The 23,102-nt window shown below is 62.7% G+C and carries 27 protein-coding genes and 1 tRNA gene; 14 read left to right on the forward strand and 14 right to left on the reverse strand.

The annotated features are described in order from the left end of the window. Positions 1 to 19: 19 nt before the first annotated feature. The 5 genes from QZ498_RS07280 to fabA form a co-directional block, all read right to left on the reverse strand. Entirely contained in the window at positions 20 to 301 is a 282-nt protein-coding gene (locus QZ498_RS07280) for a hypothetical protein (protein ID WP_294621165.1), read from the reverse strand. Positions 302 to 380: 79 nt separating this feature from the next. Beyond that, complete coding sequence (locus QZ498_RS07285) at positions 381 to 1,172, reverse strand: enoyl-ACP reductase (protein ID WP_294621166.1); 792 nt, start codon at positions 1,170 to 1,172, stop codon at positions 381 to 383. 7 nt (positions 1,173 to 1,179) lie between these two features. Beyond that, positions 1,180 to 2,409 (reverse strand): beta-ketoacyl-ACP synthase I, encoded by a 1,230-nt coding sequence (gene fabB, locus QZ498_RS07290; RefSeq protein WP_294621167.1) that lies wholly within the window; start codon positions 2,407 to 2,409, stop codon positions 1,180 to 1,182. 181 nt (positions 2,410 to 2,590) lie between these two features. Beyond that, positions 2,591 to 2,920: a zinc ribbon domain-containing protein YjdM gene (locus tag QZ498_RS07295; protein ID WP_294621168.1), complete on the reverse strand. Its 330-nt coding sequence runs from the start codon at positions 2,918 to 2,920 to the stop codon at positions 2,591 to 2,593. A gap of 12 nt (positions 2,921 to 2,932) precedes the next feature. Further along, positions 2,933 to 3,442 (reverse strand): bifunctional 3-hydroxydecanoyl-ACP dehydratase/trans-2-decenoyl-ACP isomerase, encoded by a 510-nt coding sequence (gene fabA, locus QZ498_RS07300; protein ID WP_294621169.1) that lies wholly within the window; start codon positions 3,440 to 3,442, stop codon positions 2,933 to 2,935. Between the two features lie 349 nt (positions 3,443 to 3,791). Between fabA and irrA the strand changes: the two genes are divergently transcribed. Further along, the gene (gene irrA, locus QZ498_RS07305) at positions 3,792 to 4,211 is read left to right on the forward strand and encodes an iron response transcriptional regulator IrrA (RefSeq protein ID WP_294621170.1); all 420 of its coding nucleotides are present in this window, start codon (positions 3,792 to 3,794) and stop codon (positions 4,209 to 4,211) included. 11 nt (positions 4,212 to 4,222) lie between these two features. Then, positions 4,223 to 5,209 (forward strand): NADPH:quinone reductase, encoded by a 987-nt coding sequence (locus tag QZ498_RS07310; RefSeq protein ID WP_294621171.1) that lies wholly within the window; start codon positions 4,223 to 4,225, stop codon positions 5,207 to 5,209. A 122-nt stretch (positions 5,210 to 5,331) separates the two neighbouring features. Here QZ498_RS07310 and QZ498_RS07315 read toward each other — a convergent pair whose 3' ends face one another. Further along, positions 5,332 to 5,949 carry a hypothetical protein gene (locus QZ498_RS07315; protein ID WP_294621172.1) on the reverse strand — a complete coding sequence of 206 codons (618 nt, stop codon included), beginning with the start codon at positions 5,947 to 5,949 and terminating at the stop codon, positions 5,332 to 5,334. Between the two features lie 106 nt (positions 5,950 to 6,055). Continuing rightward, the gene (locus tag QZ498_RS07320; RefSeq protein WP_294621173.1) at positions 6,056 to 6,484 is read right to left on the reverse strand and encodes a peptidylprolyl isomerase; all 429 of its coding nucleotides are present in this window, start codon (positions 6,482 to 6,484) and stop codon (positions 6,056 to 6,058) included. 197 nt (positions 6,485 to 6,681) lie between these two features. Here QZ498_RS07320 and QZ498_RS07325 point away from each other — a divergent pair, with 197 nt between their 5' ends. The 11 genes from QZ498_RS07325 (at position 6,682) to QZ498_RS07375 (ending at position 16,147) form a co-directional block, all read left to right on the forward strand. Continuing rightward, on the forward strand, positions 6,682 to 7,362 hold the full coding sequence (locus QZ498_RS07325) for a haloacid dehalogenase type II (RefSeq protein WP_294621174.1): 681 nt from the start codon (positions 6,682 to 6,684) through the stop codon (positions 7,360 to 7,362). Between the two features lie 2 nt (positions 7,363 to 7,364). After that, complete coding sequence (locus QZ498_RS07330) at positions 7,365 to 8,198, forward strand: alpha/beta hydrolase (protein WP_294621175.1); 834 nt, start codon at positions 7,365 to 7,367, stop codon at positions 8,196 to 8,198. Continuing rightward, positions 8,195 to 9,175 (forward strand): threonine/serine dehydratase, encoded by a 981-nt coding sequence (locus tag QZ498_RS07335; protein WP_294621176.1) that lies wholly within the window; start codon positions 8,195 to 8,197, stop codon positions 9,173 to 9,175. The genes QZ498_RS07330 and QZ498_RS07335 overlap by 4 nt, the downstream gene beginning before the upstream one ends. Positions 9,176 to 9,186: 11 nt before the next feature. After that, positions 9,187 to 10,386, forward strand: a complete 1,200-nt coding sequence (locus tag QZ498_RS07340; RefSeq protein WP_294621178.1) for an endonuclease/exonuclease/phosphatase family protein — start codon at positions 9,187 to 9,189, stop codon at positions 10,384 to 10,386. Between the two features lie 271 nt (positions 10,387 to 10,657). Beyond that, entirely contained in the window at positions 10,658 to 11,446 is a 789-nt protein-coding gene (pcaD, locus tag QZ498_RS07345) for a 3-oxoadipate enol-lactonase (protein ID WP_294621179.1), read from the forward strand. After that, a complete protein-coding gene (locus QZ498_RS07350; RefSeq protein ID WP_294621180.1) occupies positions 11,439 to 12,155 on the forward strand; it encodes an alpha/beta fold hydrolase in 717 nt (238 codons plus the stop codon). Before pcaD ends, QZ498_RS07350 begins: the two co-directional genes overlap by 8 nt. 66 nt (positions 12,156 to 12,221) lie before the next feature. Next, a complete protein-coding gene (locus QZ498_RS07355; RefSeq protein WP_294621181.1) occupies positions 12,222 to 13,307 on the forward strand; it encodes a zinc-binding dehydrogenase in 1,086 nt (361 codons plus the stop codon). Positions 13,308 to 13,411: 104 nt separating this feature from the next. Further along, the gene (locus tag QZ498_RS07360; protein WP_294621182.1) at positions 13,412 to 14,644 is read left to right on the forward strand and encodes a mandelate racemase/muconate lactonizing enzyme family protein; all 1,233 of its coding nucleotides are present in this window, start codon (positions 13,412 to 13,414) and stop codon (positions 14,642 to 14,644) included. A 98-nt stretch (positions 14,645 to 14,742) separates the two neighbouring features. After that, the gene (locus tag QZ498_RS07365) at positions 14,743 to 15,021 is read left to right on the forward strand and encodes a metalloregulator ArsR/SmtB family transcription factor (protein WP_294621196.1); all 279 of its coding nucleotides are present in this window, start codon (positions 14,743 to 14,745) and stop codon (positions 15,019 to 15,021) included. A 152-nt stretch (positions 15,022 to 15,173) separates the two neighbouring features. Beyond that, positions 15,174 to 15,461, forward strand: a complete 288-nt coding sequence (locus tag QZ498_RS07370) for a hypothetical protein (RefSeq protein WP_294621183.1) — start codon at positions 15,174 to 15,176, stop codon at positions 15,459 to 15,461. 314 nt (positions 15,462 to 15,775) lie between these two features. Next, positions 15,776 to 16,147, forward strand: a complete 372-nt coding sequence (locus QZ498_RS07375; RefSeq protein WP_294621184.1) for a hypothetical protein — start codon at positions 15,776 to 15,778, stop codon at positions 16,145 to 16,147. 233 nt (positions 16,148 to 16,380) lie between these two features. On the opposite strand, the gene QZ498_RS07380 is transcribed toward QZ498_RS07375, so the two are convergent. The 7 genes from QZ498_RS07380 to QZ498_RS07410 are packed head-to-tail and all read right to left on the reverse strand — an operon-like array spanning position 16,381 to position 22,794. Then, complete coding sequence (locus tag QZ498_RS07380; protein WP_294621186.1) at positions 16,381 to 17,310, reverse strand: AEC family transporter; 930 nt, start codon at positions 17,308 to 17,310, stop codon at positions 16,381 to 16,383. 5 nt (positions 17,311 to 17,315) lie between these two features. Further along, on the reverse strand, positions 17,316 to 18,113 hold the full coding sequence (locus QZ498_RS07385; RefSeq protein ID WP_294621187.1) for an MBL fold metallo-hydrolase: 798 nt from the start codon (positions 18,111 to 18,113) through the stop codon (positions 17,316 to 17,318). After that, entirely contained in the window at positions 18,113 to 18,919 is an 807-nt protein-coding gene (locus QZ498_RS07390; protein ID WP_294621188.1) for a TatD family hydrolase, read from the reverse strand. The genes QZ498_RS07385 and QZ498_RS07390 overlap by 1 nt, the downstream gene beginning before the upstream one ends. A 24-nt stretch (positions 18,920 to 18,943) precedes the next feature. Beyond that, complete coding sequence (locus QZ498_RS07395; protein ID WP_294621189.1) at positions 18,944 to 20,095, reverse strand: DNA polymerase III subunit delta'; 1,152 nt, start codon at positions 20,093 to 20,095, stop codon at positions 18,944 to 18,946. Beyond that, entirely contained in the window at positions 20,092 to 20,718 is a 627-nt protein-coding gene (gene tmk, locus QZ498_RS07400) for a dTMP kinase (RefSeq protein ID WP_294621190.1), read from the reverse strand. The genes QZ498_RS07395 and tmk overlap by 4 nt, the downstream gene beginning before the upstream one ends. After that, positions 20,715 to 21,881, reverse strand: a complete 1,167-nt coding sequence (locus QZ498_RS07405) for a D-alanyl-D-alanine carboxypeptidase family protein (protein ID WP_294621192.1) — start codon at positions 21,879 to 21,881, stop codon at positions 20,715 to 20,717. The genes tmk and QZ498_RS07405 overlap by 4 nt, the downstream gene beginning before the upstream one ends. A 13-nt stretch (positions 21,882 to 21,894) precedes the next feature. After that, complete coding sequence (locus QZ498_RS07410; protein WP_294621193.1) at positions 21,895 to 22,794, reverse strand: SPOR domain-containing protein; 900 nt, start codon at positions 22,792 to 22,794, stop codon at positions 21,895 to 21,897. Positions 22,795 to 22,993: 199 nt separating this feature from the next. Between QZ498_RS07410 and QZ498_RS07415 the strand changes: the two genes are divergently transcribed. After that, a tRNA-Ser gene (locus tag QZ498_RS07415) sits at positions 22,994 to 23,083 on the forward strand. The last annotated feature ends 19 nt before the right edge of the window (positions 23,084 to 23,102 follow it).

Here is a 23,102-nt window from a genome sequence, read left to right on the forward strand (position 1 = left end):
GTCGTCGCCCAAGACGGTTTTAGGAGCGGATGTCGGGCAGAGCCGCTACGACCATGTCCCGCGCGTTGCCGTCACCGCCGAAGTACACATCGGCGGCATGGGCCGCATCAGCCACAGCCATCTGGATCTTGGGGCCAAGGGCCGGGTCTTGCCATGCGACCACGCCCGCTGACACCACCATGAGACAGAGGCAGCGGCGCCCCCATTTTTTCGCGATGCGGGCGCGGCGGAGGTAGGCCTCCTGACGAAGGCGGGCCTTCTCGACCTTGCGAAGGGATTGGTGTGATGCTCTGTGTTCCATGCCCATTTTTTGGCCAAATCACATGGCGAAAATAGGGCAGGGCCGGGGCCAATTAAGGCAGAGGCGGGGTAATTTTTGGTCAGAGGTTTTCGGCCTGCGGCATGCCCAGAACGTGATAGCCACCGTCGACATGGATGATCTCGCCGCTGGTGAAGGCCCCCGCATCCGAGGCCAGCCAGACGGCGGTGCCGCCCACCGCCTCAAGCGTGGCGTTGGCCCGCAGGGGCGCGTTCATGTCGGTGTGCTTGTAGGTTTTGCGCGCCCCGCCGATGGCCGCCCCGGCAAGGGTTTTCATCGGACCGGGCGAGATGGCGTTCACGCGGATACCGTCGGGCCCCATGTCATTGGCGAGGTAACGCGTGGAGGATTCCAGCGCCGCCTTTGCCACACCCATGACATTATAGTTGGGTACAACCTTGTTGGAGCCCTGGTAGGTCAGTGTCAGAAGTGTGCCGCCGTTGTCCTTCATCAACGGGTAGGCACGGCGCGCCACGTCGATGAAGGAATAGGCCGAAATCTCAAGGCTGTGTTTGAAATTCTGGCGGCTGGTGTTCATGAAACGGCCCGTCAGTTCGGATTTGTCCGAATAGGCGATGGCGTGAACCACGAAATCAATCGTCGGCCATTTGTCGGCCAGCGCCGCAAAGGCCGCATCCAGCGACGCGTCATCGGTGACATCCACATCGACAAGGAAATCGCTACCGACAGAAGCGGCAAGGGGTTCGACCCGTTTGCCGAAGGCTTCGCCCTGATAGGTGAAGGCCAGCTCGGCCCCGGCCTCGGCCATGGCGCGGGCGATGCCCCAGGCAATGGAGCGATCATTGGCCACGCCCATGATGAGGCCGCGTTTTCCCTGCATGGAATTGCTCATGTGAAAATCATCCGTGATATTTGCTGAGGATCATCGACCCGTTGGTGCCGCCAAAGCCGAAGCTGTTGGTCATGACGCTATCAAGCCCGGCGTCGTCGACGCGGGCCGTCGCAATCTCGGCAGGGGACAGCGCCGGATCGAGGGTTTCCACGTTGATCGATGGAATAATGAAATCATGTTCCAGCGCCAACAGGCAATAGACCGCCTCCTGCGCGCCGGTGGCCCCCTGGCTGTGGCCGGTCATGGATTTGGTCGAGCTGATCGGCGGTGTCGTGCCGGTCCCAAAGACGCGGCGCACGGCCTCGACCTCACCCACGTCGCCCACCGGGGTGGAGGTGCCATGGGCGTTGATGTAGCCCACCTTGCGATCCTCGGGCAGCGTCGAGAGCGCGATGCGCATGGCGCGTTCGCCGCCCTCGCCCGAGGGCGCGACCATATCGTGACCATCCGAGGTGGCGCCATAGCCCGTGACCTCGGCATAGATCTTGGCGCCGCGCGCCTTGGCGTGCTCCAGATCTTCCAGCACCAGCATGCCGCCGCCGCCGCCGATGACGAACCCGTCGCGGTCCGCATCAAAGGCGCGCGAGGCTTTTTCCGGCGTGTCATTGTATTTCGAGGACATCGCCCCCATCGCGTCGAAGAGGCACGACAAGGTCCAGTCGAGTTCTTCACCGCCACCGGCGAACATCACGTCCTGCTTGCCCATCATGATCTGTTCGGCGGCATTGCCGATGCAATGCAGCGAGGTGGAACAGGCCGAGGTGATCGAGTAGTTGATGCCCTTGATCTGATAGGCGGTCGAGAGGTTGGCCGACACGGTCGAGGACATGCATTTGGGCACGGCAAAGGGCCCGATCCGCTTGGGCGAGCCTTTTTCCAGTACCGTTTGATGCGCGGCCAGCATGGCCGAGGTCGAGGGCCCGCCGGAGCCCGCGACCAGACCGGTGCGCGGGTTGACGATATCATTTTCCTCAAGCCCGGCATCGGCGATGGCCTGCCCCATGGCGATATGGGCATAGGCCGCGCCGGGCCCCATGAAACGCAGGGTGCGTTTATCCACGTGCTCGGCGATATCGAGTTTCACGTCGCCGGCGATCTGGCTGCGAAAGCCGTGTTCGGCCATCGCCTCGTTGGCGGTGATGCCGGATTTGCCGGCCTTGAGCGAGGCGAGAACCTCTTGGGCATTGTTGCCGATGCTGGAGACAACCCCCAGCCCTGTAACGACGACGCGGCGCATGTGGCCTCCTTAGGTTTGTTAAGAACTGTGTATGACAGTGCGCCCCGATGGTGCAAGCAGGAAGGGCTGTGACCATGCGGTGTGGCTACGCCACGCAGGCTGGTTTTGCGTTCAGGCCACGCAGGCCTTGGGGGCGCTGCCCCCAAACCCCCGGAGTATTTTGGGAAAGATGAAAGGGGGGCTACTTCGCCACCCTTTTCACGAACTGCGATTTCAGGCCGATTTGGCCGACGCCGGGTATTTTGCAGTCGATATCGTGGTCGCCATCGACGAGCCGGATGTTCTTGACCTTGGTGCCGACCTTGACCGACGACGAGGTGCCGCCGAGCTTGAGGTCCTTGATCACGGTGACGGTGTCGCCATCGGCCAGCGGGTTGCCGACGCTGTCGCGGATCACATCGGTCTGCTTGTCATTGGCGGACCATTCGTGGCCGCATTCGGGGCAGACCAGAAGGGCATCCATTTCATAGGTGTATGCCGAGGCGCATTCGGGACAGGGGGGCAAGTCCATGGGCGTGTTGGCTCAGCTTTCGCTGAGCGCAACTTTCATGTCCTTGACTTGGTAGATCACCTCGCCATCGGCTTCGACCACGCCATCGGCCACGCCCATGGTCAGGCGGCGGGTTTGCACGGCCTTGGTGAAATCGACGTAGTAGGTGAGCATTTTGCGGTCGGGACGGACCATGCCGGTGAGTTTCACCTCGCCCACGCCCAGCGCGTAGCCGCGCCCCTGCCAGCCGCGCCAGCCGAGATTGAAGCCGGTCAACTGCCACAGGCCGTCAAGGCCAAGGCAGCCGGGCATGATCGGGTTGCCGGGGAAGTGGCATTCGAAAAACCACAGGTCGGGGGTGATGTCGAACTCGGCAACCACATGGCCTTTGCCGTGCTTGCCGCCATCGCCCGAGATATCGGTGATCCGGTCCATCATCAGCATGGGCGGTTCGGGCAGTTGCGCATTGCCGGGGCCGAAAAGCTCACCCTTGGCGCATTTCAGAAGGTCATCGCGATCGAAGCTGCTCGGGTAATCGGCCATTCAGGCGCACCTTTCGTTTATCCGGTTTCGGTGGTGGACCTTCCTGTATCACCGTGGAATTGATCCTTGCAAGCCCGATGAGCCTTGTCGCGCGGCAAGTCGGGCTACGGTTCCGGGGCAGTGCGTCAACTTTATTGTCTCCAACCGGCGCTGATCGACGCCGTGGTGCAATGTCTCTACGACGGATCGTCGTAAGAGTTGATCGCACCACAGGCCGCGATTGCGCGGCGACTCGCACAGGGGGCTTGCCCTGATCCGGGGTTGCCGGTCCTCCGCTTTGCAGGAAATTGTTTGAAATATACCGGGTCTGCCCCCTATATTACCGGAAGGATAAAGGACGGTTTGCGCGATGATGACAGAGGCTGTTAAACGAGGCACCGACTGGTTGGCCGGCGCGGGTCTGCGACCGACCCGGCAGCGCGTGGCACTGGCCACGCTTTTGGTGGGCGACGGGCAGCACCGCCATGTCACCGCCGAGAGCCTGTTTTCGGATGTGCAGGACATGGGCGAAAGTGTTTCGTTGGCCACGGTTTATAACACGCTGAAGGCGTTTTGCGATGCCGGGCTTATTCAGGAAGTGACGGTGGATGGGTCGAAAAGCTATTTCGACACCAACACCCATGACCACCCGCATTTCTTCTGGGAAGGGGAGGATCGGCTGACCGATGCCCCCGCCGAGGAATTGCAGATATCGCAGCTGCCCAAGGCCCCCGACGGGGCCGAGATTGCCAGTGTCGATGTGGTGATCCGTCTGCGGCGGACCGAGTGATTTCAACCAGCATGCGTTGTATTGCCTACGAACGGTTCGGACCGGCAAAAGACGTTTTGTCGCTTGATGATCGGGAGCTTCCCAAACCCGGACCGGGCGAAGTTCTGGTGCGGCTGGCCTATTCCGGTGTTAACCCCTCGGATGCCAAGGCCCGCGCCGGGGCGCGGCCCGGTGTGACCAAGCCTGCCTTTCCGCAGATCGTGCCGCATTCCGATGGGGCGGGTGTGGTTGAGGCCGTTGGCGAGGGCGTGGATAGCGCCCGCGTGGGTGAACGCGTTTGGATTTGGAACGGCCAGTGGCAACGCGCCTTTGGCACGGCGGCGGAGTACATCGCCCTGCCCTCGGAGCAGGCGGTGACCCTGCCCGACGGCGTGTCGCTTGAGGCTGGGGCCACACTTGGCATTCCCGGGCTGACCGCAGCGCAGGTGGTTTTTGGCGGCGGCGATGTGAACGGGCAAACCCTGCTGGTTGCGGGCGGGGCCGGGGCTGTGGGGCATAACGCGGTGCAACTGGCCAGGGCGGGTGGCGCGCGAGTGATTGCCACATGCGCGCCCAAGGCCATGGACCGGGTGCGCGACGCCGGGGCCGATCATGTCTTTGACTATGCCGACCCGGAGTTGGCCGCGCAAATCAAGAGCGTGGCTCCGGATGGCGTGGATCGTGCCGTGGAAGTGGAATTCGGGAGCAATGTCGATCTTTTGGCCGAGATCATGCGACCCTTGGGCACGATCGCTGCTTATGGGTCTGGCAAAGAGATGGCCCCCACCCTGCCCTTTGGGCCTTACCTGTTCAAGGCGCTCAAAATCGACATCACCTTGATCTACATCCTGCCAATGCCCCAGCGACAGGTTATCATCGCACGCCTGCACGAAGCCTTGAGCAGTGGCGCGCTCCGCCCCGAGATCGGCGCGCGGTTCGCGCTTGAAGATTGCGCCAAGGCACATGACGCAGTGATGACCCCAGGACGCGCGGGTGCGGTTCTGCTGGAGATGGGTTAGGGCTGAAGCCGTTTCGAAACGGTTTGGTTGAAGCGCCTTGCAAGGCGCTTTGATGCGCGGTTTGCAAACCGCGCGCTGCAAGCCCGTTCGAACGGGCTTGGACCAGAAACCCGTTTGCCGCTTCAGTCCCCCGGCTTGATGCCTGACAGGCCCGTCTGCGTGATCCGCTGGCGCGAGGCTTGCAGGCCCTCCTGGAAGCCCTCGGCATCACCGTAGTCGACGAATTGCGCATAATAAGCGTGGTGCGCGCCGACGCGGGCGGCGTGTTTGATGGGGCACCAGTAGGCTTCGGTCCGGCCGGCGATTTCCTGCACGTAGCCGATGAGGCCGTTGCAATAGCCGCAATAGATGCAGTTCAGCTTCTGCAGGGCATTGAGATAGGCCAGGTGGTGGCGATCGACCCGGATGAAATCGGCGCGTTTGACGCGCTCGATCCCGTAGACCGGAAAGCAGATGCGTTGGTAGAGCGTCACGAAAAGGTCGAGCAGGACAAAGGGAATGATCAGCGAATAGATCACCGGTGCGGTCAGAACCACCATGGGCCGGGTGCGGCGCAGGAAGGTCGAAAGCCGCACGCGAAAGGCCCGATGCTGTTTGCGAATTTCGCTCTCGAACTCCACGCGGCCATTTTGCAGGCTATAGCGGAACTGCTTGCGGCGACGGGTGAATTCGGCCTCAAGCTCATCTTGCAAATCGCGGATGCGGGTGAGGATTTTTTCGGTGGGCGTGGGGGTGGTCATGCAGGTGGCCTCCGGGCTTTGCCCCTACCCTATCGCGACCTGCACAAAAGAAAAGCGCGCGTGAGGCCCCCCTCACGCGCGCCTTGAAACTCCAACCGGACGCAGTTCAGGCGATCTCGACCAGTTCGATGTTGAAGGTCAGGTCCTTGCCCGCCAGCGGGTGGTTGGCGTCGAGCGTGACTTGTTCCTCGGTCACTTCGACCACGGTCACGGGCATGACCTGGCCCTGCGGGGTTTGGACCTGCAACTGGGTTCCCAGATCAAGCGGGATATCGTCAGGAATTTCAGCGCGCGGCACGGCCTGTTGGGCGTTGGGGTCGGGCTGGCCATAGGCGTCGTCGGCGGCAATCTCTACCGTCTTTTTCTCGCCCACTTCCATGCCGGGCATGGCGGCGTCGAGGCCGGGGATGATCTGCCCTGAACCCACGGTGAATTCCAGCGGGTCGCGCCCTTCGGAGCTATCGAAGGTCTGACCGTCGGTCAGTGTTCCGGTATAGTGAATGCGGACAGTATCGCCCGATTTGACTTGCGTCATGAGGTATCCAATCTGTTTGGGGATGGGTTTGCAAGGCCGTGCCATGGCACGGGTGCTTGGGTGTGTCTGACGCAGAGTCTAAGCATTGCGCCCAAAGATTGCAAACAACCCGCCGAGCAAATCTGGCCCCGGTGCCAAAGCCCCTTCCCCAACCCTGCGATCCATGCAAGTCTTCGGCCGAAACCAAAGGGGGAGCCATGCCGATCACAACCTGTATTTTCGATGCCTATGGCACGCTGTTCGACGTGGCCGCCGCCGCGCGCATGGCTGCCGAAGAGCCGGGGCGTGAGGGTTTTGCCGAGCATTGGCCACAGATCGCCGAGCATTGGCGTCTGAAACAGTTGCAATACACATGGTTGCGCGCGGTCATGGGCCAGCATTGCGATTTTTGGGATGTTACAAAGGATGGCTTGGATTGGGCGCTCGAGGCCTCGGGGCTGAATGGCGACGAGAACCTGCGCACCCGGCTTTTGCAGTTGTATCGCGAGTTGGCCGCCTATCCGGAGGTGCCCGATATGCTGGCCACCCTGAAAGCGCGCGGCATGACCTGCGCCATCCTGTCGAACGGCAGCCCCGATATGCTGGATGCCGCTGTGCAATCGGCGGGCATCGGGGGCTATCTTGACGATGTTTTGTCGGTGGAAAGCGTGGGAGTCTTCAAGCCCGCACGGGTGGTTTACGACATGGTGGGCGCGCGGTTTGGCTGTGCGCCGGGCGAGGTTTTGTTTGTCTCCTCCAATGGATGGGATGCAGGGGCCGCGGCGGGCTATGGCTTTACCACCGCCTGGGTCAACCGCGCGGGCGATCCGGTGGATCGCCTGCCCGCCACGCCGCATCACATCCTGTCCGATTTGACAAACATTCCGGAGCTTGTCTGACCATGCCGCGTTTTACCACATCTGACGGGCTGAGCCTGCATTACACCGATGAGGGCGAAGGCCGCCCGGTGCTCTGCCTTGCGGGGCTGACGCGCAATGGCGCGGATTTTTCCTATCTTGCGCCGCATTTGCCGGGGGTACGCCTGATCCGGATGGATTACCGGGGACGGGGGCAGTCGGAATATGCCAGCGACCCGATGACCTATAACATCCTGCGCGAGGGCGAGGATGCCATCGAATTGCTGGATCATCTGGGGTTGGCGCGCGCCACGATCATCGGCACCTCGCGCGGCGGGTTGATTTCCATGGCCCTGTCGGTGACGCATTCGGACCGTTTGCAAGCCGTGGTTCTGAATGACATCGGCCCGGTGGTGGATGCCGCGGGCCTTGAGCGGATCATGGATTACGTGGGCAAAACACCCCCCTTCCCCGATCTGGATGCCGCCGCGCAAGCGCTGGCCTCGGGCCACGCGCATGATTTTCCCGGTGTGCCGGTCTCGCGCTGGCGCGAACAGGCCGAATTCATGTGGGAGGATGCGCCGGGTGCGGGGCTTGCCCTGCGTTATGACCCCAAGCTGCGCGATGCGCTGATCGGACAAGCGGGTGTGGGCGAGGCCCCGAACCTGTGGGATTTGTTCGACGGGTTGAAGGAAATCCCCGTGGCGGCCATTCGCGGGGCCAATTCCGACCTGCTGACCGCCGGGACATTGGAGGTGATGCAAGAGCGGCACCCCGGCCTGATCGCCGCCACGGTGCCGGACCGGGGGCATGTGCCCTTCTTGGATGAAAAGGAGGCCTTGCAGGCCATCCATAGCCTTTTGGAGCAAAGCGCATGAGCGATATTAACATGATCCGGGCGGCCGCCCAGCGCCTGAAAGGCCATGCGCGGCGCACGCCGCTGCTGTCCTCGCCCTTTCTGGACGAGATTGCCGGGCGGCGGGTTCTGGTGAAGCCTGAATGCCTGCAACACACCGGCAGCTTCAAGTATCGCGGCGGGCGTTCGGCGGTTTCGGCGCTTGATCCGGCGGTGCGCGAAAAGGGCGTGCTGGCCTTTTCCTCGGGCAATCACGCGCAGGGCGTGGCGCTGGCCGCGCGCGAGTTTGGCGTACCGGCGGTGATCGTCATGCCCAATGACGCGCCAGCGTTGAAAATCGCCAATACCCGCGCGCTTGGTGCCGAAGTGGTGCTTTATGATCGTCCCGGCGGCGAAAGCCGCGAAGAGGTGGGCGAAGCCCTGCGCAGCAAGCGCGGCCTGACCCTGATCAAACCCTATGACGAACCTGAGGTGATCGCCGGGCAAGGCACCTGCGGGCTTGAGATTGCGGCGCAAGCGGCCGAACTGGGCGTCACCGAAGCCGATGTCCTGGTCTGTTGTGGAGGTGGCGGCCTGACCTCAGGGATTGCCCTTGCGCTTGAGGCCGAGGCCCCGGGGATGCGCGCGCGCCCCGTGGAACCCGAAGGGTTTGACGATACTGCGCGCTCGCTTGTTTCCGGGCGGATTGAGCGAAACGCGCAAGGCTCGGGCGGGATATGCGATGCGATTGTGACGCCCGCACCGGGGCAGATCACCTTCCCGATCATGCAACGCCTCTGCGGGCCGGGCCTTGTGGTCAGCGAAGACGAGGCCCTGCGCGCCATGGCACTGGCGTGGCAACGGCTCAAGGTGGTGGCCGAACCGGGCGGGGCCGTGGCCTTGGCCGCAGCCCTTTTTCACGGATCGCAGATCGAAGGCGATACGGTGATTTGTACGATCTCGGGCGGGAACGTGGACAAGGCGATGTTCACCCGCGCCCTCGACACCCTTAGCGATTGACAGGAGCCCCAATGACCGAGTTCACGATTGCCAGTTTCAACGTCAAAAACCTGATTGGCCCCGATAAGGAATATTACGAGTTTCAATCCTACACGCCTGAGGAATACGCGTGGAAAGAGGATTGGATGGCGGATCAACTCTTGTCGATGAACGCCGATATCGTGGGCTTTCAGGAAATTTTCGAGCAAGAGGCCCTGCGCGCCGTGATCGAAGAGACCAATACGCGTGCCACCGAATTGAATGACGCAACGATCCCCGACCGCTCAAAGCGCTATCATCGCAAGGTGATTTTTCAAAAGCTCAAGGTGGAACCCTATAGCGAGGCCAGCCTCGCCTTCGCTCCCAACACGGCCGACGAAGGGGTGCCGGGCAAACGCCGCCCGGGTCTGGCGATCCTGTCGCGCTTTGGCTTTCATGGGCAACCTGAGGTCATTCAGGACTTGCCAGAGCCACTGCGCATCCCCTTCGCACCGCTGCGCGGCATGGAAGATGCCGAGGCGGGGCACTACACCCTGCGCCGCCTGTCGCGGCCGATTCTCAAGGCGCGGGTGCCGGTGGGCGACCGGGTGGTCACCGTCTTCAACTGCCACCTCAAATCGAAGCTTGGGGAATATATCAAACCGCAAGGCGCGGAGTTTGCCCCCGAAGAGGACCTCACCCAATACGACGCGGTCGGCCGCGCCATGGGCAGCCTGCGCGCCGCCATCCGGCGCATGGCCGAGGCTTGGGTCCTGCGGCGCGAAATCGTGGCCGAACTGGAGGCTGGTCATCCGGTGATGGTGCTGGGCGATTTCAACGATGGCGAACATGCGGTCAGCTCGGAAATCATCAGCGGTGAACGCCCCTTCAAAAACTACGCCTGGATGCTGCGCCACGATGCGCAATCCCCTTCGGACCGCTACTCCGACGAAGAACACCGCCAGATCACCGAAGATGTGGAACGCCTGTCACTGCATCCCGCCGAGCGGCTGTTTGTGCGCAAATCCCTGCGCGACATGGTCTATACGACGGCCTTTGGCGGGGTTTTCGAATCCATCGACCAGATCTACCTAAGCCGCCACTTCCACCCCGAATTCCCGGGCCGGATCGGCGAAATGACCTATTTCAGCGTGTTCAACGACCATATCACCGACGGCTCCCACGCCGAGGCCCCCTATAACAAGCTGGCCTCCGATCACGGCCAGATCATGGCGCATATCCGGCTGGACTGACCTGATTGAGCGCGCCCTTGGCGCTCGCTTGGCATCTCGGAGTCTGTCTCTGACAGCCTCGTCGGGGTGCCTCCGGCGGGAGTATTTTTTGAAAGATGAAACGCACCTTTTTCCTTCATCTTTCTCCAAATACTCCGGGGTGAATTGGCCAAAGGCCAAGAGGGGCAGCGCCCCTCATCCTAACAAACCTCTGCGGCGCAGCCGCGCCTTTGGGTCAGGGCTTGACCCCGGAGGCAAGGGGCGGGCATCTGAGGCCAAGGGAGGATGACATATGCAAATGGCCGATCTGGGCGATATCGCCCTGCACTATCGCGAGGATGGCACGCCCGATGGCGCGCCCTTGGTGTTTGCCAATTCTCTGGGCACCGACCTGCGGCTTTGGGATGACGTGCTGCCGCACCTGCCCAAAGGCTTGCGTATCATCCGCTATGACATGCGCGGTCACGGTTTGTCGGATTGCCCCAAGGGGCCCTATTCCATGGGGGCGCTTGTGCGCGATGCCGAGCGTTTATTGGATCATTTGCGCGTGCGCGATTGTGTCTTCGTGGGGCTCTCGATCGGCGGCATGGTGGCGCAGGGTTTGGCTGTCAAGCGGCTGGACCTGATGCGCGCCATGGTGCTGTCGAACACCGCCGCCAAGATCGGCCAGCCCGAGATGTGGGCCGAACGGATCGCCGCCGTGAAACAGGGCGGTGTTGCGGCCCTGTCCAATGCGACCTTGGAACGGTGGTTCCCCCGCGCCTTTCGCGCCACGCCCGAGATCAACGCGTGGCGGCATATGTTGGAGCGCACCCCGCCCCGCGGTTTTGCGGGATGTGCGGCGGCCATTGCGGGCACGGATTTCTACACCCCCACCAGCGGTTTGCGCCTGCCCACACTGGGCATTGCCGGGTCCGAGGATGGTTCCACCCCGCCCGATCTGGTGCGCGAGACCGTCAATCTTATTCCCGGCGCGCGCTTTCACCTGATGCGCAAGGCGGGGCATTTGCCTTGCGTCGATCAGCCCAAGGCCTATGCCGAGGTCCTGACCGGGTTTCTGAAGGAGGTGGGCCATGTCTGAGATCGTCCTGGTGCATGGGTCCTGCCATGGCGCCTGGTGTTGGCGCGATGTGATCCCCAAGCTGGAAGAGCTGGGGCACGATGTGCGCGCCATTGACCTGCCCGGTCATGGGGCCAACCCCTGCCCCATCGCTGAGATAACGCTGGACCATTATGCGCAAGCCATCCTTGACGCGATCACCGGCCGCGCCGTGGTGGTGGGCCATTCCATGGCAGGCTTTCCCATCTCCGCCGCCGCCGAAGCCAACCCCGGTAAAATCGCGCGCTTGGTTTATCTCTGCGCCTATGCGCCGCGCGATGGGGTCTCATTGGTCGATATGCGGATGGAGGCCCCGCGTCAGCCGCTTTTGGAGGCCATCGAGAAAACCCCCGATGGCTTGGGTTTTACCTTCCGCGACAGTCACTTGGCCAAGGCGCTTTACCACGATTGCCCGGAGGGCACGGTCGACTATGCCCGCCAAAACCTCTGTGTGCAGGCGATCAAGCCGCAAGCCACTCCGATACGCCTTGGCGCGGCCTATGCCAGCGTGCCCAAAACCTACATCCGCTGTGACGACGATCAGGCGATCCCGCCCGAGTATCAACGCAGCATGACGGCAAGCTGGCCCGAGGCGGATATCCGTGCCCTGCCCTCTAGTCATTCGCCGTTTTTTTCCATGCCCGGACGACTGGCGCAGCTCATTGATCAGGTCACACAACAGACCCGGTAAAATCCCCGCTTGCACCCGCGCGCCATTCCCGTAACCCTTTGCCAAAAGAACAGGGAGCGAGGACCCATGCCGACAATCAAGGCCGCCGTCTGCCACGCCTTCGGGCAACCAATGACCATAGAACAGGTCAACCTTCGCGCGCCCGAAATGGGCGAGGTCGAAGTCACGCTCGAGGCCGTGGCGATCTGCCATTCGGATATCTCTTATGCCGAAGGGGCCTGGGGTGGTTCGCTCCCGGCCGTCTATGGCCACGAGGCCGCGGGCTATGTGACCGCCGTGGGCGCGGGTGTCACCGGGGTGGCCGAGGGCGACCCGGTGGTCGTTACCCTCATCCGCGCCTGTGGCGAGTGCCCCTCTTGCGGATCAGGCCGGCCTACGGGGTGCGAAACGCCCTATGACGGCGACCACGGCCCGCTGACACTGGCCGATGGCGGCAAGCTGCACCAGGCCATGGCCTGTGGGGCCTTCGCCGAAAAGGTCGTGGTGCATCACTCGCAAGTGGTCAAAACCCCCGCCGAAATGGCCATGGATGCCGCCAGCCTTCTGGCTTGCGGCGTGGTCACCGGCGTGGGTGCCGTGGTCAACGCGGCCAACCTGCGCGCGGGCCAAGACGTGGTGGTGATCGGCGCGGGCGGCGTGGGCCTCAATGCTATCCAAGGCGCGCGGATCGCGGGCGCACGGCGTATCGTGGCCGTCGACATGAACGAAGATAAACTCGAAGACGCCAAGGCGTTCGGGGCCACCGACGGCATTCTGGCCACCCAAGACAAACCCTGGCGCGCGGCCAAGGCCGCCATGGGGCGCGGGGCCGATGCGGTGCTGGTCACGGTGGGCGCGGCACAGGCCTATGATCAGGCTCCGCGTTACATCGCGGGCGGCGGCAAGGTCATCATGGTCGGCATGCCCGCCACTGGGGCAGCCTCCACCTATGAAGCCGGCAGTTTCGCCGCCGCCGGGCAGTCCATGGTCGGCTCGAAAATGGGTGACGTGGTGATCAAGCGCGACATCCCTTGGATGATCGACATGTACCAACAGGGCCGGTTGAAACTGGATGAATTGATCTCGAACCGCTGGAGCCTTGAACAAATCAACGAGGCCATCGCGGATACCAAACAAGGCAATGCGCGGCGCAACGTGATCATGCTGAAGTAACCCGTTTCATCTTTCTCCAAATACTCCGGGGAGCGCGAGGGGCAGCGCCCCTCGCCCCGGTCGGATCGCAAAGCGATCCGAAACACAAACATCGGAGCCCGCCCATGAAGCTGCAAGACCTCGATATCATCATCACCGCGCCCCCGGCCCCCGGCTGGGGCGGGCGCTATTGGATCTTGGTGAAAGTCACCACCGACAATGGCATCACCGGCTGGGGCGAATGCTACGCCGCCAGCGTCGGGCCAGAGGCCATGCGCGCCGTCATCGAAGATGTCTTTGTCCGTCACATGCAGGGCGAAAACCCTGAAAACATTGAACTTATGTTCCGCCGCGCCTATTCCTCGGGTTTCACGCAGCGGCCCGACCTGACGGTCATGGGGGCCTTCGCGGGGCTCGAGATTGCCTGTTGGGATATTCTGGGCAAGGCGCGCGAGCGGCCCGTCTGGGCGCTGCTGGGCGGGCGGATGAACGAGCGTATCCGCGCCTACACATACCTATACCCCCTGCCCCGGCACTCCATGCCCGAATTCTGGACCTCGCCCGAGATGGCGGCAGAGGCCGCTTTGGATTGCGTGGGCCGGGGCTATACGGCGGTGAAATTCGACCCCGCCGGCCCCTATACCATGCGCGGCGGTCATATGCCCGCCATGTCGGATATCCAGATGTCGGTCGATTTCTGCCGCGCCATCCGCGAGGCCGTGGGCACCCGCGCCGACCTGCTGTTCGGCACCCATGGGCAATTCACCACCGCCGGGGCCATTCGCCTTGGACAGGCGATCGAACCCTATAGCCCGCTTTGGTATGAAGAACCCACCCCGCCCGACTGCGTGGCCGAAATGGCCAAGGTGGCAGGTGCGGTGCGCATCCCCGTGGCCACCGGCGAACGCCTGTGTACCAAGGCCGAATTTGCCCCCGTCCTGCGCCAGGGGGCGGCCAGCATCCTGCAACCGGCCTTGGGCCGCGCGGGGGGCATTTGGGAGTGCAAGAAGATCGCCGCCATGGCCGAGGTCTATAACGCCCAGATGGCCCCGCACCTTTACGCAGGCCCCGTGGAATGGGCCGCCAATGTGCATCTGGCCGCCTCGATCCCCAACCTGCTGATGGCCGAAACCATCGAGACCCCGTTCCATAATGCCTTGATAAAAGGCACAATTCAGGTCGATCACGGGTTTATCACCCCGCCTGAGGCCCCCGGGCTGGGCATCGAGGTTGACGAGGGTTTGGCGCGTGCCCACCCTTATGAGGACACTGGTTTGCATCTTCAGATGCAGGAAGAGCCTTGTGACTACGTCAACGGCAACTGCTTTGCCGGAGGTGCGCCGCCCAAGACGGAGTGATCTGGGCCTTTCTGAAAAGCCGTGCTAAATAAGGCGAAACGCGCAGTATCAGGACGACCCAATTGACCAAACCCGAAACCATCGCCCCGCCCAAGGAAATGGAACAAAGCGCCAAGGAGGCGGCTGCCTTTCTCAAGACCGTGGCGCATGAGGGACGGTTGATGACGCTTTGCCACTTGGGCTCGGGAGAGAAATCGGTAGGTGAACTGGAAGAGCTGTTGGACATGCGGCAGGCGGCGGTCAGCCAGATCCTGGCGCGGTTGCGGCAGGAGGGCCGGGTCGCCACGCGGCGCGAGGGCAAGACGATTTACTACCGCCTGGCCGATGAAAAGACCCAAGAGTTGATCGAACTTTTGTACCGGCAATTCTGCGGGTGATCCTCTAGCGCCGCGAATCTCCCCTAACCCTTTGGTTAACAACAGAAACCCCTAGCTGTAACGCATCGGTATAACGTCGGTATCGCGTCGGTATTTTTGTCGGCACCCCGGCGGGTTAACAGGGCGCGCGGTGAGAAACGTACGAAACGTACGTGAGTTTCGTACGTTTACCCGGCGCGCGCTCATCAGCCCTTACGGGCTTCTTCGCGCAGGATAAGCGTTTGCGAACCTCGGCTCTACAGGACGCGATGGTCATTCCTCGAAACAGGTATCCGGATCCGCATGGACCGCTTGTGCGGGCTGATGATGCGCCCAAGAAAGGTGTTCTCGGCATCGAGATTGCCGACTTTGGACGCATTGAGATGACAGGTATTTACGGCTATTCAAAAGCTGCGGTCGAGTGTTTTCGCAAAGGTGGGATTGGAAGATGGTCCATGTAAGAGTGCAAGCCGACGAATTGACCGTGTTTCATGGCGCAAGGGACCAATTTGTTACCTCTGGCATGGTTGGAATGTTCTGCATTCTCTTCGGCTTTGCCACCTATGGTGTTCTGCGACAGCCATTGGACGGTATAATCCTTTTTGCTGCTGCCGTACTTGGCCTGGCAACCTGCTTGTTCGGCGTCTACGCAATCTTCGCCTTTATCCGAGGTTGGCGACGGGCGAAACATCCAATGTGGCTTCTGCGGTTCACGCCGCGCGACGTTCAGGTGAACCTCCTCCACCCGGGATATACCCGATCTGGGCGCAGGACGATGGAGGTTGCGCTGATCATTCCCTTGACCGAGATCGGGTGGATCAGAAAAACGACGCAGCCCGGCACATGGGATGACGAGCGGGACGAAATCCATATCGAGATGACTGTGAGTGATCGGGTTTTTCAAATGGCTTGCGCGCAGCGGGTTGACGTTAGGAAAGAGATCGAAGGCACCCGTGCAGAGGATGGCGAGACTGTCGTGCGCCTGTTCGAGGGCAATTTGATCAGGGTCTTGATCGAAGGCGGTCGCTGGCCACCGGGAATCACCGATTTTTGGGACAAGAATTCCTACAGCATTGCGGCCCCCTTCACCATCAACGAACCGGGCGACCTCGCCTCGGCAAAAGCCCAGCCACGAGAGTTATTCTAGAATTGCAGCCGATCACTGCATGACGATCATTCGCCGCGACTTGGCTGTTTTTCAGCACTGCTCAAAGCCGCCATTCGGGCAGGACACGGCATACGTGGAGCCCTCAAGCCGCCGTTCCCTGTTAATGCAAAGAAAGGGACATGTCTGGCGAGGCAACCACGCGTTGCGTCCGGGGTGTCTGGCGCGCTCATCCGCCCTGACGGGCGTCTTCGCGAGGAGCGTAGCAATGAGCCCTATGGCAATGTCCCCAGCCACATCCAGACCGTCAGGATCGAGACGGCGGTGGCGATGAGTACCGCCGAGGCCGCCACGCGGCGGGCGCGGCCGTACATGTTGGCGAAGATATAGGTGTTGATCCCCGGAGCCATCGCGCCGGTCAGCACCGCCGAGCGGTAGGCCTCGGTCGTAAGGCCCAAGCCCCGGCCAAGCAGGCTGGTCACCAGCGGGTGCGCCAGAAGGGCCACAGCGCAGACGTAAAGCACGATGCGCAAATCGCCTTCGGGGCGGTATTGCACCAGTACGCCCCCAAGGCCGAAGAGCGCCGCAGGCAAGGCCGCGCGCACCATCATGTCGAGCCCGTCGTTCAGCACGCCGGGGATGGGCAACCCGGTGAGGTTGACGATGAACCCCGCCGCGATGCCGATGATGAGCGCGTTGGAGAACATCGCCTTCAGCACCTTGCCCAGCAGCGCCCGGCCCGGTGTGCCGCGCGCGCGCAGCACCTCCATCACCGTGATGCCGATGCCGTAGCAGAAGGGCGAGTGGACGGCGATGATGGCGTAGTTGGCCTCCAAAGCGTCAACACCATAGGCGCGTTCGGTGATCGGCAGGCCCAGAAGGACGGAGTTGGAAAACAGGCAGCAAAAGCCGATGGCGACGCAATCTTCCCAATCGCGGCCAAAGATGAAGCGCGCGCCGAAGAGGCCCAAGAGGAAACCCGTCAAAGCGCCGGTGTAGAAGCTGAGCAAAAGCCGCCAGTCAAAATGCTGGCCCAGATCGAGCCGGGCGATGGCGGTGAACAGCAGGCAGGGAATGGCGAAATTCTGGGTGAATTTCATCAGCCCATCGACGCCCGCCTGAGAAAACCAACCGCGCCAGACCGCCAGATAGCCAAAGCCGATGACCACGAAGACCGGTAAGATGACCTCGATCAGCGCCTGCATCGGGCTTAGACCGGGAAGGTCAGGGTCATGCCGTCATAGGCCGGGGTGATGTGGTCGGGCGTTTCCTCGACCAGCGTTTGGTAATCCATGTCGATATGCATGTTGGTCAGCACCGCGCGCTTGGGGGCGGCGCGGGCGATCCAGTCCAGCGATTGCTCAAGGTGCGAATGGGTGGGGTGCGGGGTGCGCCGCAGGGCGTCAAGGATCCAGCACTCCAGCCCTTCCAGCACGGGCCAGACATCCTCGGGGATTTGGGCCACATCCGGCAGGTAGGCCACACCGTTCACCTTGAAGCCCAGCGCCTCGATCGAGCCGTGGTTGACCTCAAACGGCGTGAGCGTCACGGGCCCGCCCGCGCCCTCGATGGTCACATCGCCGGTGATGGTGTGCATATCAAGGATCGGGGGATAGGGGCTGTCTTCGGGTTGGATGAAGGCATAGCCGAAGCGCGCGTAAAGCGCGTTTTGCGTATCGCCATCGGCCCAGACCGGCAGGCGTTGTTTCATGTTGAAAACGATCATCCGCAGATCGTCGAGCCCGTGGACATGGTCGGCGTGGCTATGGGTGTAAAGCACCGCGTCAAGCTCGCCTACGCCTGCATCCAGAAGCTGCGCGCGCAGGTCGGGCGAGGTGTCGATCAACACGCGGGTGACCCCACCTTCGCCTTCGCGTTCAATGAGAAGCGAGCAGCGGCGGCGATAGTTGCGGGGGTTTTCCGGGTCGCAATCGCCCCAGTTGCCGCCCAAGCGCGGCACGCCCCCCGAAGAGCCGCAGCCAAGGATTTTAAACCGCAATTCGCCCATTACGCGGCGGCCTTGTATTGCGCGGCCTTCCAGAAGAGACGGTCGAAATTGGCCTGTGTTTGCGCGGCGAACTCGGGCCAGTCCAGCCCGAAGACCTCGGCGCCTTTCTGGGCGGTGTGGATGGTATAGGCCGGCTCGTTGCGCTTACCGCGATAGGGCGGCGGGGCAAGGTAGGGCGCGTCGGTTTCCACCAAGATACGATCCACCGGGGCGGTGGCGAAAATCTCGCGCAATTCGGTGGATTTGGGGAAGGCGGCGATGCCGGACATCGAAAGGTAAAAGCCAAGGTCTAGGGCGGTTTTGGCCAGCTCCGCGCCCGACGAGAAGCAGTGCATGACGCAAGTATAAGGCTTGGCCTCATAGCCTTCGGTCAGGATGCGGGCCATGTCGTCATCGGCGGCGCGGGCGTGGATAATGAGCGGCAGGCCGGTTTCCTGGGCGGCTTCGATATGCACGCGCAGGCTTTGCTTTTGCACCTCGGCGCTCTCAGAGGTGTAGTGGTAATCAAGGCCCGTTTCGCCTATACCGACAAACTTGGGATGTTGGGCGAGAGTGACCAGTTCCTCCACTGTGGCCATGGGTTCATCGGCGGCGCTCATCGGATGGGTGCCTGCGGCGTAGAAGACGGGGGCGTATTCCTCGGCGATGGCGCGCACTTGCGGTTCCAGCCGCAGTTTGGTGCAAATGGTGACCATGCGGGTGACGCCGGCCGCAAGCGCGCGGTCGATGACGGCGCCGCGCTCCTCGTCGAAGTCGGGGAAATCGAGGTGGCAGTGGCTATCGGTGATCTGGATTTTGTCGGTCATGTCGCCCCTTGGCAGGCGGGCCGATTATCCCGCCGCGGTTTGCTGAATCTTGAACACGGTATCTAGGACCAATGCGGCAGGGTCAAGGTTGACCGCCCGGGCGTGGCGGGTTCGGGCACCGACCTCCTGCGCGCAATCGGCCCAGGCACGGCCCGCATGGGCGTGCGGGGCCATGCGGGTGAACAATTCGGCTTCGCCCGGGGCGGCTTCGACGTGCGGTGGGCCAAGTGCGCCACTGCGCGCGAGGCGCGACAGAAAGAGGTCCACCAGCCAGATCAGCAGGTCGAGTTTTTCCTCGGCACCACGGGTGGCCGCCGCCTCGGCCAGTTTGAGCGCCCTGCCCCGGTCCGGCTGTGGCAGCCCTTTGAAAATGGCGACCAGTTCTGCATAGATCTGCAAGCCGCCAAGGTTCATCAGCCGCACGGCCTCACCCACCGAGCCGCCCGACAATTCGGCAAGAGCCGCCGTATCGGGGCCGGGGTCAACCCCGGCCTGCGCCAATGCGGCGGCCATGTCCTCGGGCGCCAGGGCCGTCAGCCGCAATTCACGACAGCGCGAGCGGATGGTGGGCAAAAGCCGCGAGGGCTGGTGGCTGACCAGCAGAAGGGTTGTGCGGGCGGGGGGCTCCTCCAGCATCTTCAGCAGGGCATTCGCGGCCTGCATGTTCATCTCGTCGGCGGCATCGACGATGACCACGCGCCGCCCGCCTTCGGTGGAACTGAGGTGGATGAAGCGGGCCAAGCCGCGAATTTCGCTGACGCGGATGTCTTGCGAAAACTTGCCTTCCTCAAAATTCTTGTCGCGGTCGCGGTCGGAACTGCCCGCCCCACCCCGGCGGACAAGGTAAAGGCCTGGGTCCGAGCCTGCCATGATCCGGCGGGCGACGGGGTGTTCGGGGTCGATGTCCAGCGTGGTGGGCTGTGGCGGGGTATCACCGAAAAGCCCGCCGTCATCTTCCAAAGGCCTGGCCAGAAGGAAGCGTGCGATGCGCCATGCCAGCGTGGCCTTGCCCACGCCGCGCGGCCCGGTGATCAGCCAGCCGTGGTGCAAACGGCCGGTATTGAAGGCGTCCAAGAACCCTTGTTCGGCGGCCCCCTGCCCGATCAGGCGTTGGGTTTCGCGCGGGTGCGGCGCGCCGTCTATGCGGTCGGGAAGCGGGGTGCCTGCGTCGCTCATGACAGCCAACCCGTCACGGTGCGGGTGACGTCAGCGGCCACCTCGTCCATGTCACGGCTGCCGTCGATGGTCACGAAACGGTCGGGGAACTCGGCCGCCAATTCCAGAAACCCGGCGCGCATCTTGGCCTGAAGGTCATTGCCGAAGGATTCGAACCGCTCCTCCCCGGCTCCGCGTGACAAGGCCCTTTGCAGACCGGTCGCGGGGTCCATGTCGATCAGCACGGTCAGGTCAGGCTCGCGTCCGATCATCAGGTCATGCAATTGATCAACCAATGCGCGCAGGCCGTCGCGGCGCAACCCCTGATACATCCGGGTGCTATCGGCAAAGCGGTCGCAGATCACGATTTTGCCGGCCTCGATCGCGGGCAGAATGGTGCGCTCCAGATGGTCGCGGCGGGCGGCGGTAAACAGCAAAATCTCGGTTTCCGGCGACCAACGGTCAGGCTCGCCTTCCAGCACAAGCGCGCGGATATCCTCGGCACCGGGGCTGCCGCCGGGTTCGCGCGTCAGGACGACGTCATGCCCCTGCCCTTCGAGATGCGTGGCCAAGCGCCGTGCCTGGGTGGATTTGCCCGACCCATCAATACCTTCGAAACTGATGAACCGTCCCGGCCCGCTCAAAGCGTGCCCTCGGACCTTTCGCGCAAGCGCATCAAAAGGTGTTCCGAGACCGTGCGCAGCCGCGCCATGAAACCGCCACGCGGCACATCCCGCACCGCCACCAAGGGCACGCGTGTCTCGGGCAACTCTCCCGGGGCGAAAATCAGCTCTCCCAACTCGTCGCCTTTCGAAATCGGCGCATGCAGGGGGCCGTGATAGACCACTTCGGCCTGCATCTCGTCCCCGCCCAGAACCGGCACGAGCGTTGTTACATCCGCCGCCGGGGTCAAGCCGACGCTGGTCGCGTCGCCCATCCAGACATTGGCCCGCGCCACTTCAGTCCCAGCGCTGACGATGGATTTCTCGACGAATTGCCGAAAGGCCCAATTGACGATGCTTTCGGCCTCCTCGGCGCGGGCGCGGGTCGTCTCAAGCCCGGAAATGACGAAGACGATCCGCCGCTCGCCCTGCTTGGCCGATCCTGTCAGGCCATAGCCCGCCTCCTGCGTATGACCCGTCTTGAGGCCGTCCGCCCCGATCCCCAGCCCCAAAAGCGGGTTACGGTTGCGGACGTTTTGCGGCGCGCGCCCGTCAAAGGCATATTCCGTTTCGGCAAACATCGGGTAGAAGCCGGGGAAATCCTCGATCAACCGGCGCGACAGAAGCGCGAGGTCACGCATGCTCATCCGGTGACCCGCCGCAGGCCAGCCATTGGAATTGGTGAAGGTGGAATTGGTCATGCCCATTTGCCGTGCGCGTTGGGTCATGAAGCGGGCGAAACCCGCCTCGGTTCCATCCGGGCTCAGCGCCTCGGCAATCACCGCGCAGGCGTCGTTGCCCGACAAAACGATGATCCCGCGCAACAGGTCTTCCACGCGCACCCGGTCGGTGGTGTCGAGGAACATGGTGGAGCCACCGTAACTCATCGCGTGGCGCGAGACCGGCAGGCGTTCATCCAATGTCAGGCGCCCGTCGCGAATGGCCTCGAAAGTCACGTAAAGCGTCATCAGCTTGGACATGGAGGCCGGTGGCAAGGGTTGATCCGCATTCTTGCTCAGAAGCACCGTGCCGGTGGTCATGTCCATCACAAAGGCTGACTTGGCCCGGGTTTCAAAGGCCTGTGCAGGCAAGCCCATCGCGACAGCCAGCAACACAGCGGCAAAAAATCGGAAGATGCGGATCATTTTGGATCAGCCCTCAGTTCGTAACGGGATAGGCATCGTCAAAGCCGACCCCCTTGATCTTTTTCAACAAGACCGACCGCTCGGATTTCGATCCGGCCGGCCCAACGATCACGCGCCAGAATGTCTTGCCCTGTGAGGTTTGCTCTTTCACAACGGGCACCATTCCCGCCTGACGCATGGCGGTGGCGGTGTTGCGCGCGTTCTGCTCAATGCTGAAGATGCCGATCTGGATGAACGGCTTTTCAAGCGGCGACGCCGCAGGCCGTGGCTTGGGCGTGGTTTCAGGCGGTGCGGCGGCGGGCTGAATCTCATTCGTGCTTTCAACATCGTCCAGCGCCGCGGCGGCCCCGGCCACCGGATCAACCGGGTCAAGCGCGGTTTCCTCGACGGCATCCGGCGCGTCCAACTCGCCGGCCGGGGCGGGGTCGGCGGCAGCCGGGTCAGGCGCTTGCTCGCGGCGCAGGGCGGTCACGTTCAGCTGCGACGGCGCCCCTGCCAGCATGCCCAGCGCCGCGGCGGCATCCGACGACACTTGCAGAACCGGGCCCGGGTTCTCACGTTCGCGCCGGAACAATGCCCCGATCACGAACTTGGAATTCTCGTTGTTGCGGATGATGACCCGCTCGGGTTCCTTCACGTCCGGATGCGCCACCCAAACACCACCCAGTGACGGGCGGCCATCCCAAAGGCCCATGTCGGTCACTTGGAAGACATCCGGGGCTTCGACGTCACGCTCGACCAGCTTGACCGAAGTGCTGTCGGTGGTGCCCGCTGCCTCGGCGGTTTCACCACTTGCCGTGAACGGGTTGTTGAACTGCCCTGTCTCGTCACATCCCGAGACCAGCAGCACCCCTGCGCTGATCATAGCGATGCGCCACATACCGCACCGTTTGCCATTGCCTTGACCTGTCATGCCTCATTCCTTGCCTGTCACACGCGCCGCTCTGCACGATGCCGGTTTGCCCGGCTTTCATTCCATCCTGCGGGCGATGCCGCACAAGGGCATCCTAACGCCTTGTGCGCGACAAGAAAAGTCTGCCGGTATGGGTTCGGCGGATTTCCACACCAGCCACCTTCCAGAATCGGAATCGGCGGTGTAGAGGAACTTCAGCGGAGGAGTGGCAGAGTGGTCGAATGCACCGGTCTTGAAAACCGGCGTGCGTGAAAGCGTACCGTGGGGTCGAATCCCACCTCCTCCGCCAACCATATTTTATTTATAAA

Source organism: uncultured Roseovarius sp. (genome assembly GCF_913057115.1).
Lineage (GTDB): Bacteria > Pseudomonadota > Alphaproteobacteria > Rhodobacterales > Rhodobacteraceae > Roseovarius.

Excerpts from the sequence above, each read along its gene's own strand:
- QZ498_RS07280 (WP_294621165.1), bottom strand. The coding sequence starts at position 301 with ATGGAACACAGAGCATCACACCAATCCCTTCGCAAGGTCGAGAAGGCC.
- QZ498_RS07285 (WP_294621166.1), bottom strand. The coding sequence starts at position 1,172 with ATGAGCAATTCCATGCAGGGAAAACGCGGCCTCATCATGGGCGTGGCC.
- fabB (WP_294621167.1), bottom strand. The coding sequence starts at position 2,409 with ATGCGCCGCGTCGTCGTTACAGGGCTGGGGGTTGTCTCCAGCATCGGC.
- QZ498_RS07295 (WP_294621168.1), bottom strand. The coding sequence starts at position 2,920 with ATGGACTTGCCCCCCTGTCCCGAATGCGCCTCGGCATACACCTATGAA.
- fabA (WP_294621169.1), bottom strand. The coding sequence starts at position 3,442 with ATGGCCGATTACCCGAGCAGCTTCGATCGCGATGACCTTCTGAAATGC.
- irrA (WP_294621170.1), top strand. The coding sequence starts at position 3,792 with ATGATGACAGAGGCTGTTAAACGAGGCACCGACTGGTTGGCCGGCGCG.
- QZ498_RS07310 (WP_294621171.1), top strand. The coding sequence starts at position 4,223 with ATGCGTTGTATTGCCTACGAACGGTTCGGACCGGCAAAAGACGTTTTG.
- QZ498_RS07315 (WP_294621172.1), bottom strand. The coding sequence starts at position 5,949 with ATGACCACCCCCACGCCCACCGAAAAAATCCTCACCCGCATCCGCGAT.
- QZ498_RS07320 (WP_294621173.1), bottom strand. The coding sequence starts at position 6,484 with ATGACGCAAGTCAAATCGGGCGATACTGTCCGCATTCACTATACCGGA.
- QZ498_RS07325 (WP_294621174.1), top strand. The coding sequence starts at position 6,682 with ATGCCGATCACAACCTGTATTTTCGATGCCTATGGCACGCTGTTCGAC.
- QZ498_RS07330 (WP_294621175.1), top strand. The coding sequence starts at position 7,365 with ATGCCGCGTTTTACCACATCTGACGGGCTGAGCCTGCATTACACCGAT.
- QZ498_RS07335 (WP_294621176.1), top strand. The coding sequence starts at position 8,195 with ATGAGCGATATTAACATGATCCGGGCGGCCGCCCAGCGCCTGAAAGGC.
- QZ498_RS07340 (WP_294621178.1), top strand. The coding sequence starts at position 9,187 with ATGACCGAGTTCACGATTGCCAGTTTCAACGTCAAAAACCTGATTGGC.
- pcaD (WP_294621179.1), top strand. The coding sequence starts at position 10,658 with ATGCAAATGGCCGATCTGGGCGATATCGCCCTGCACTATCGCGAGGAT.
- QZ498_RS07350 (WP_294621180.1), top strand. The coding sequence starts at position 11,439 with ATGTCTGAGATCGTCCTGGTGCATGGGTCCTGCCATGGCGCCTGGTGT.
- QZ498_RS07355 (WP_294621181.1), top strand. The coding sequence starts at position 12,222 with ATGCCGACAATCAAGGCCGCCGTCTGCCACGCCTTCGGGCAACCAATG.
- QZ498_RS07360 (WP_294621182.1), top strand. The coding sequence starts at position 13,412 with ATGAAGCTGCAAGACCTCGATATCATCATCACCGCGCCCCCGGCCCCC.
- QZ498_RS07365 (WP_294621196.1), top strand. The coding sequence starts at position 14,743 with ATGGAACAAAGCGCCAAGGAGGCGGCTGCCTTTCTCAAGACCGTGGCG.
- QZ498_RS07375 (WP_294621184.1), top strand. The coding sequence starts at position 15,776 with ATGGAGGTTGCGCTGATCATTCCCTTGACCGAGATCGGGTGGATCAGA.
- QZ498_RS07380 (WP_294621186.1), bottom strand. The coding sequence starts at position 17,310 with ATGCAGGCGCTGATCGAGGTCATCTTACCGGTCTTCGTGGTCATCGGC.
- QZ498_RS07385 (WP_294621187.1), bottom strand. The coding sequence starts at position 18,113 with ATGGGCGAATTGCGGTTTAAAATCCTTGGCTGCGGCTCTTCGGGGGGC.
- QZ498_RS07390 (WP_294621188.1), bottom strand. The coding sequence starts at position 18,919 with ATGACCGACAAAATCCAGATCACCGATAGCCACTGCCACCTCGATTTC.
- QZ498_RS07395 (WP_294621189.1), bottom strand. The coding sequence starts at position 20,095 with ATGAGCGACGCAGGCACCCCGCTTCCCGACCGCATAGACGGCGCGCCG.
- QZ498_RS07405 (WP_294621192.1), bottom strand. The coding sequence starts at position 21,881 with ATGATCCGCATCTTCCGATTTTTTGCCGCTGTGTTGCTGGCTGTCGCG.
- QZ498_RS07410 (WP_294621193.1), bottom strand. The coding sequence starts at position 22,794 with ATGACAGGTCAAGGCAATGGCAAACGGTGCGGTATGTGGCGCATCGCT.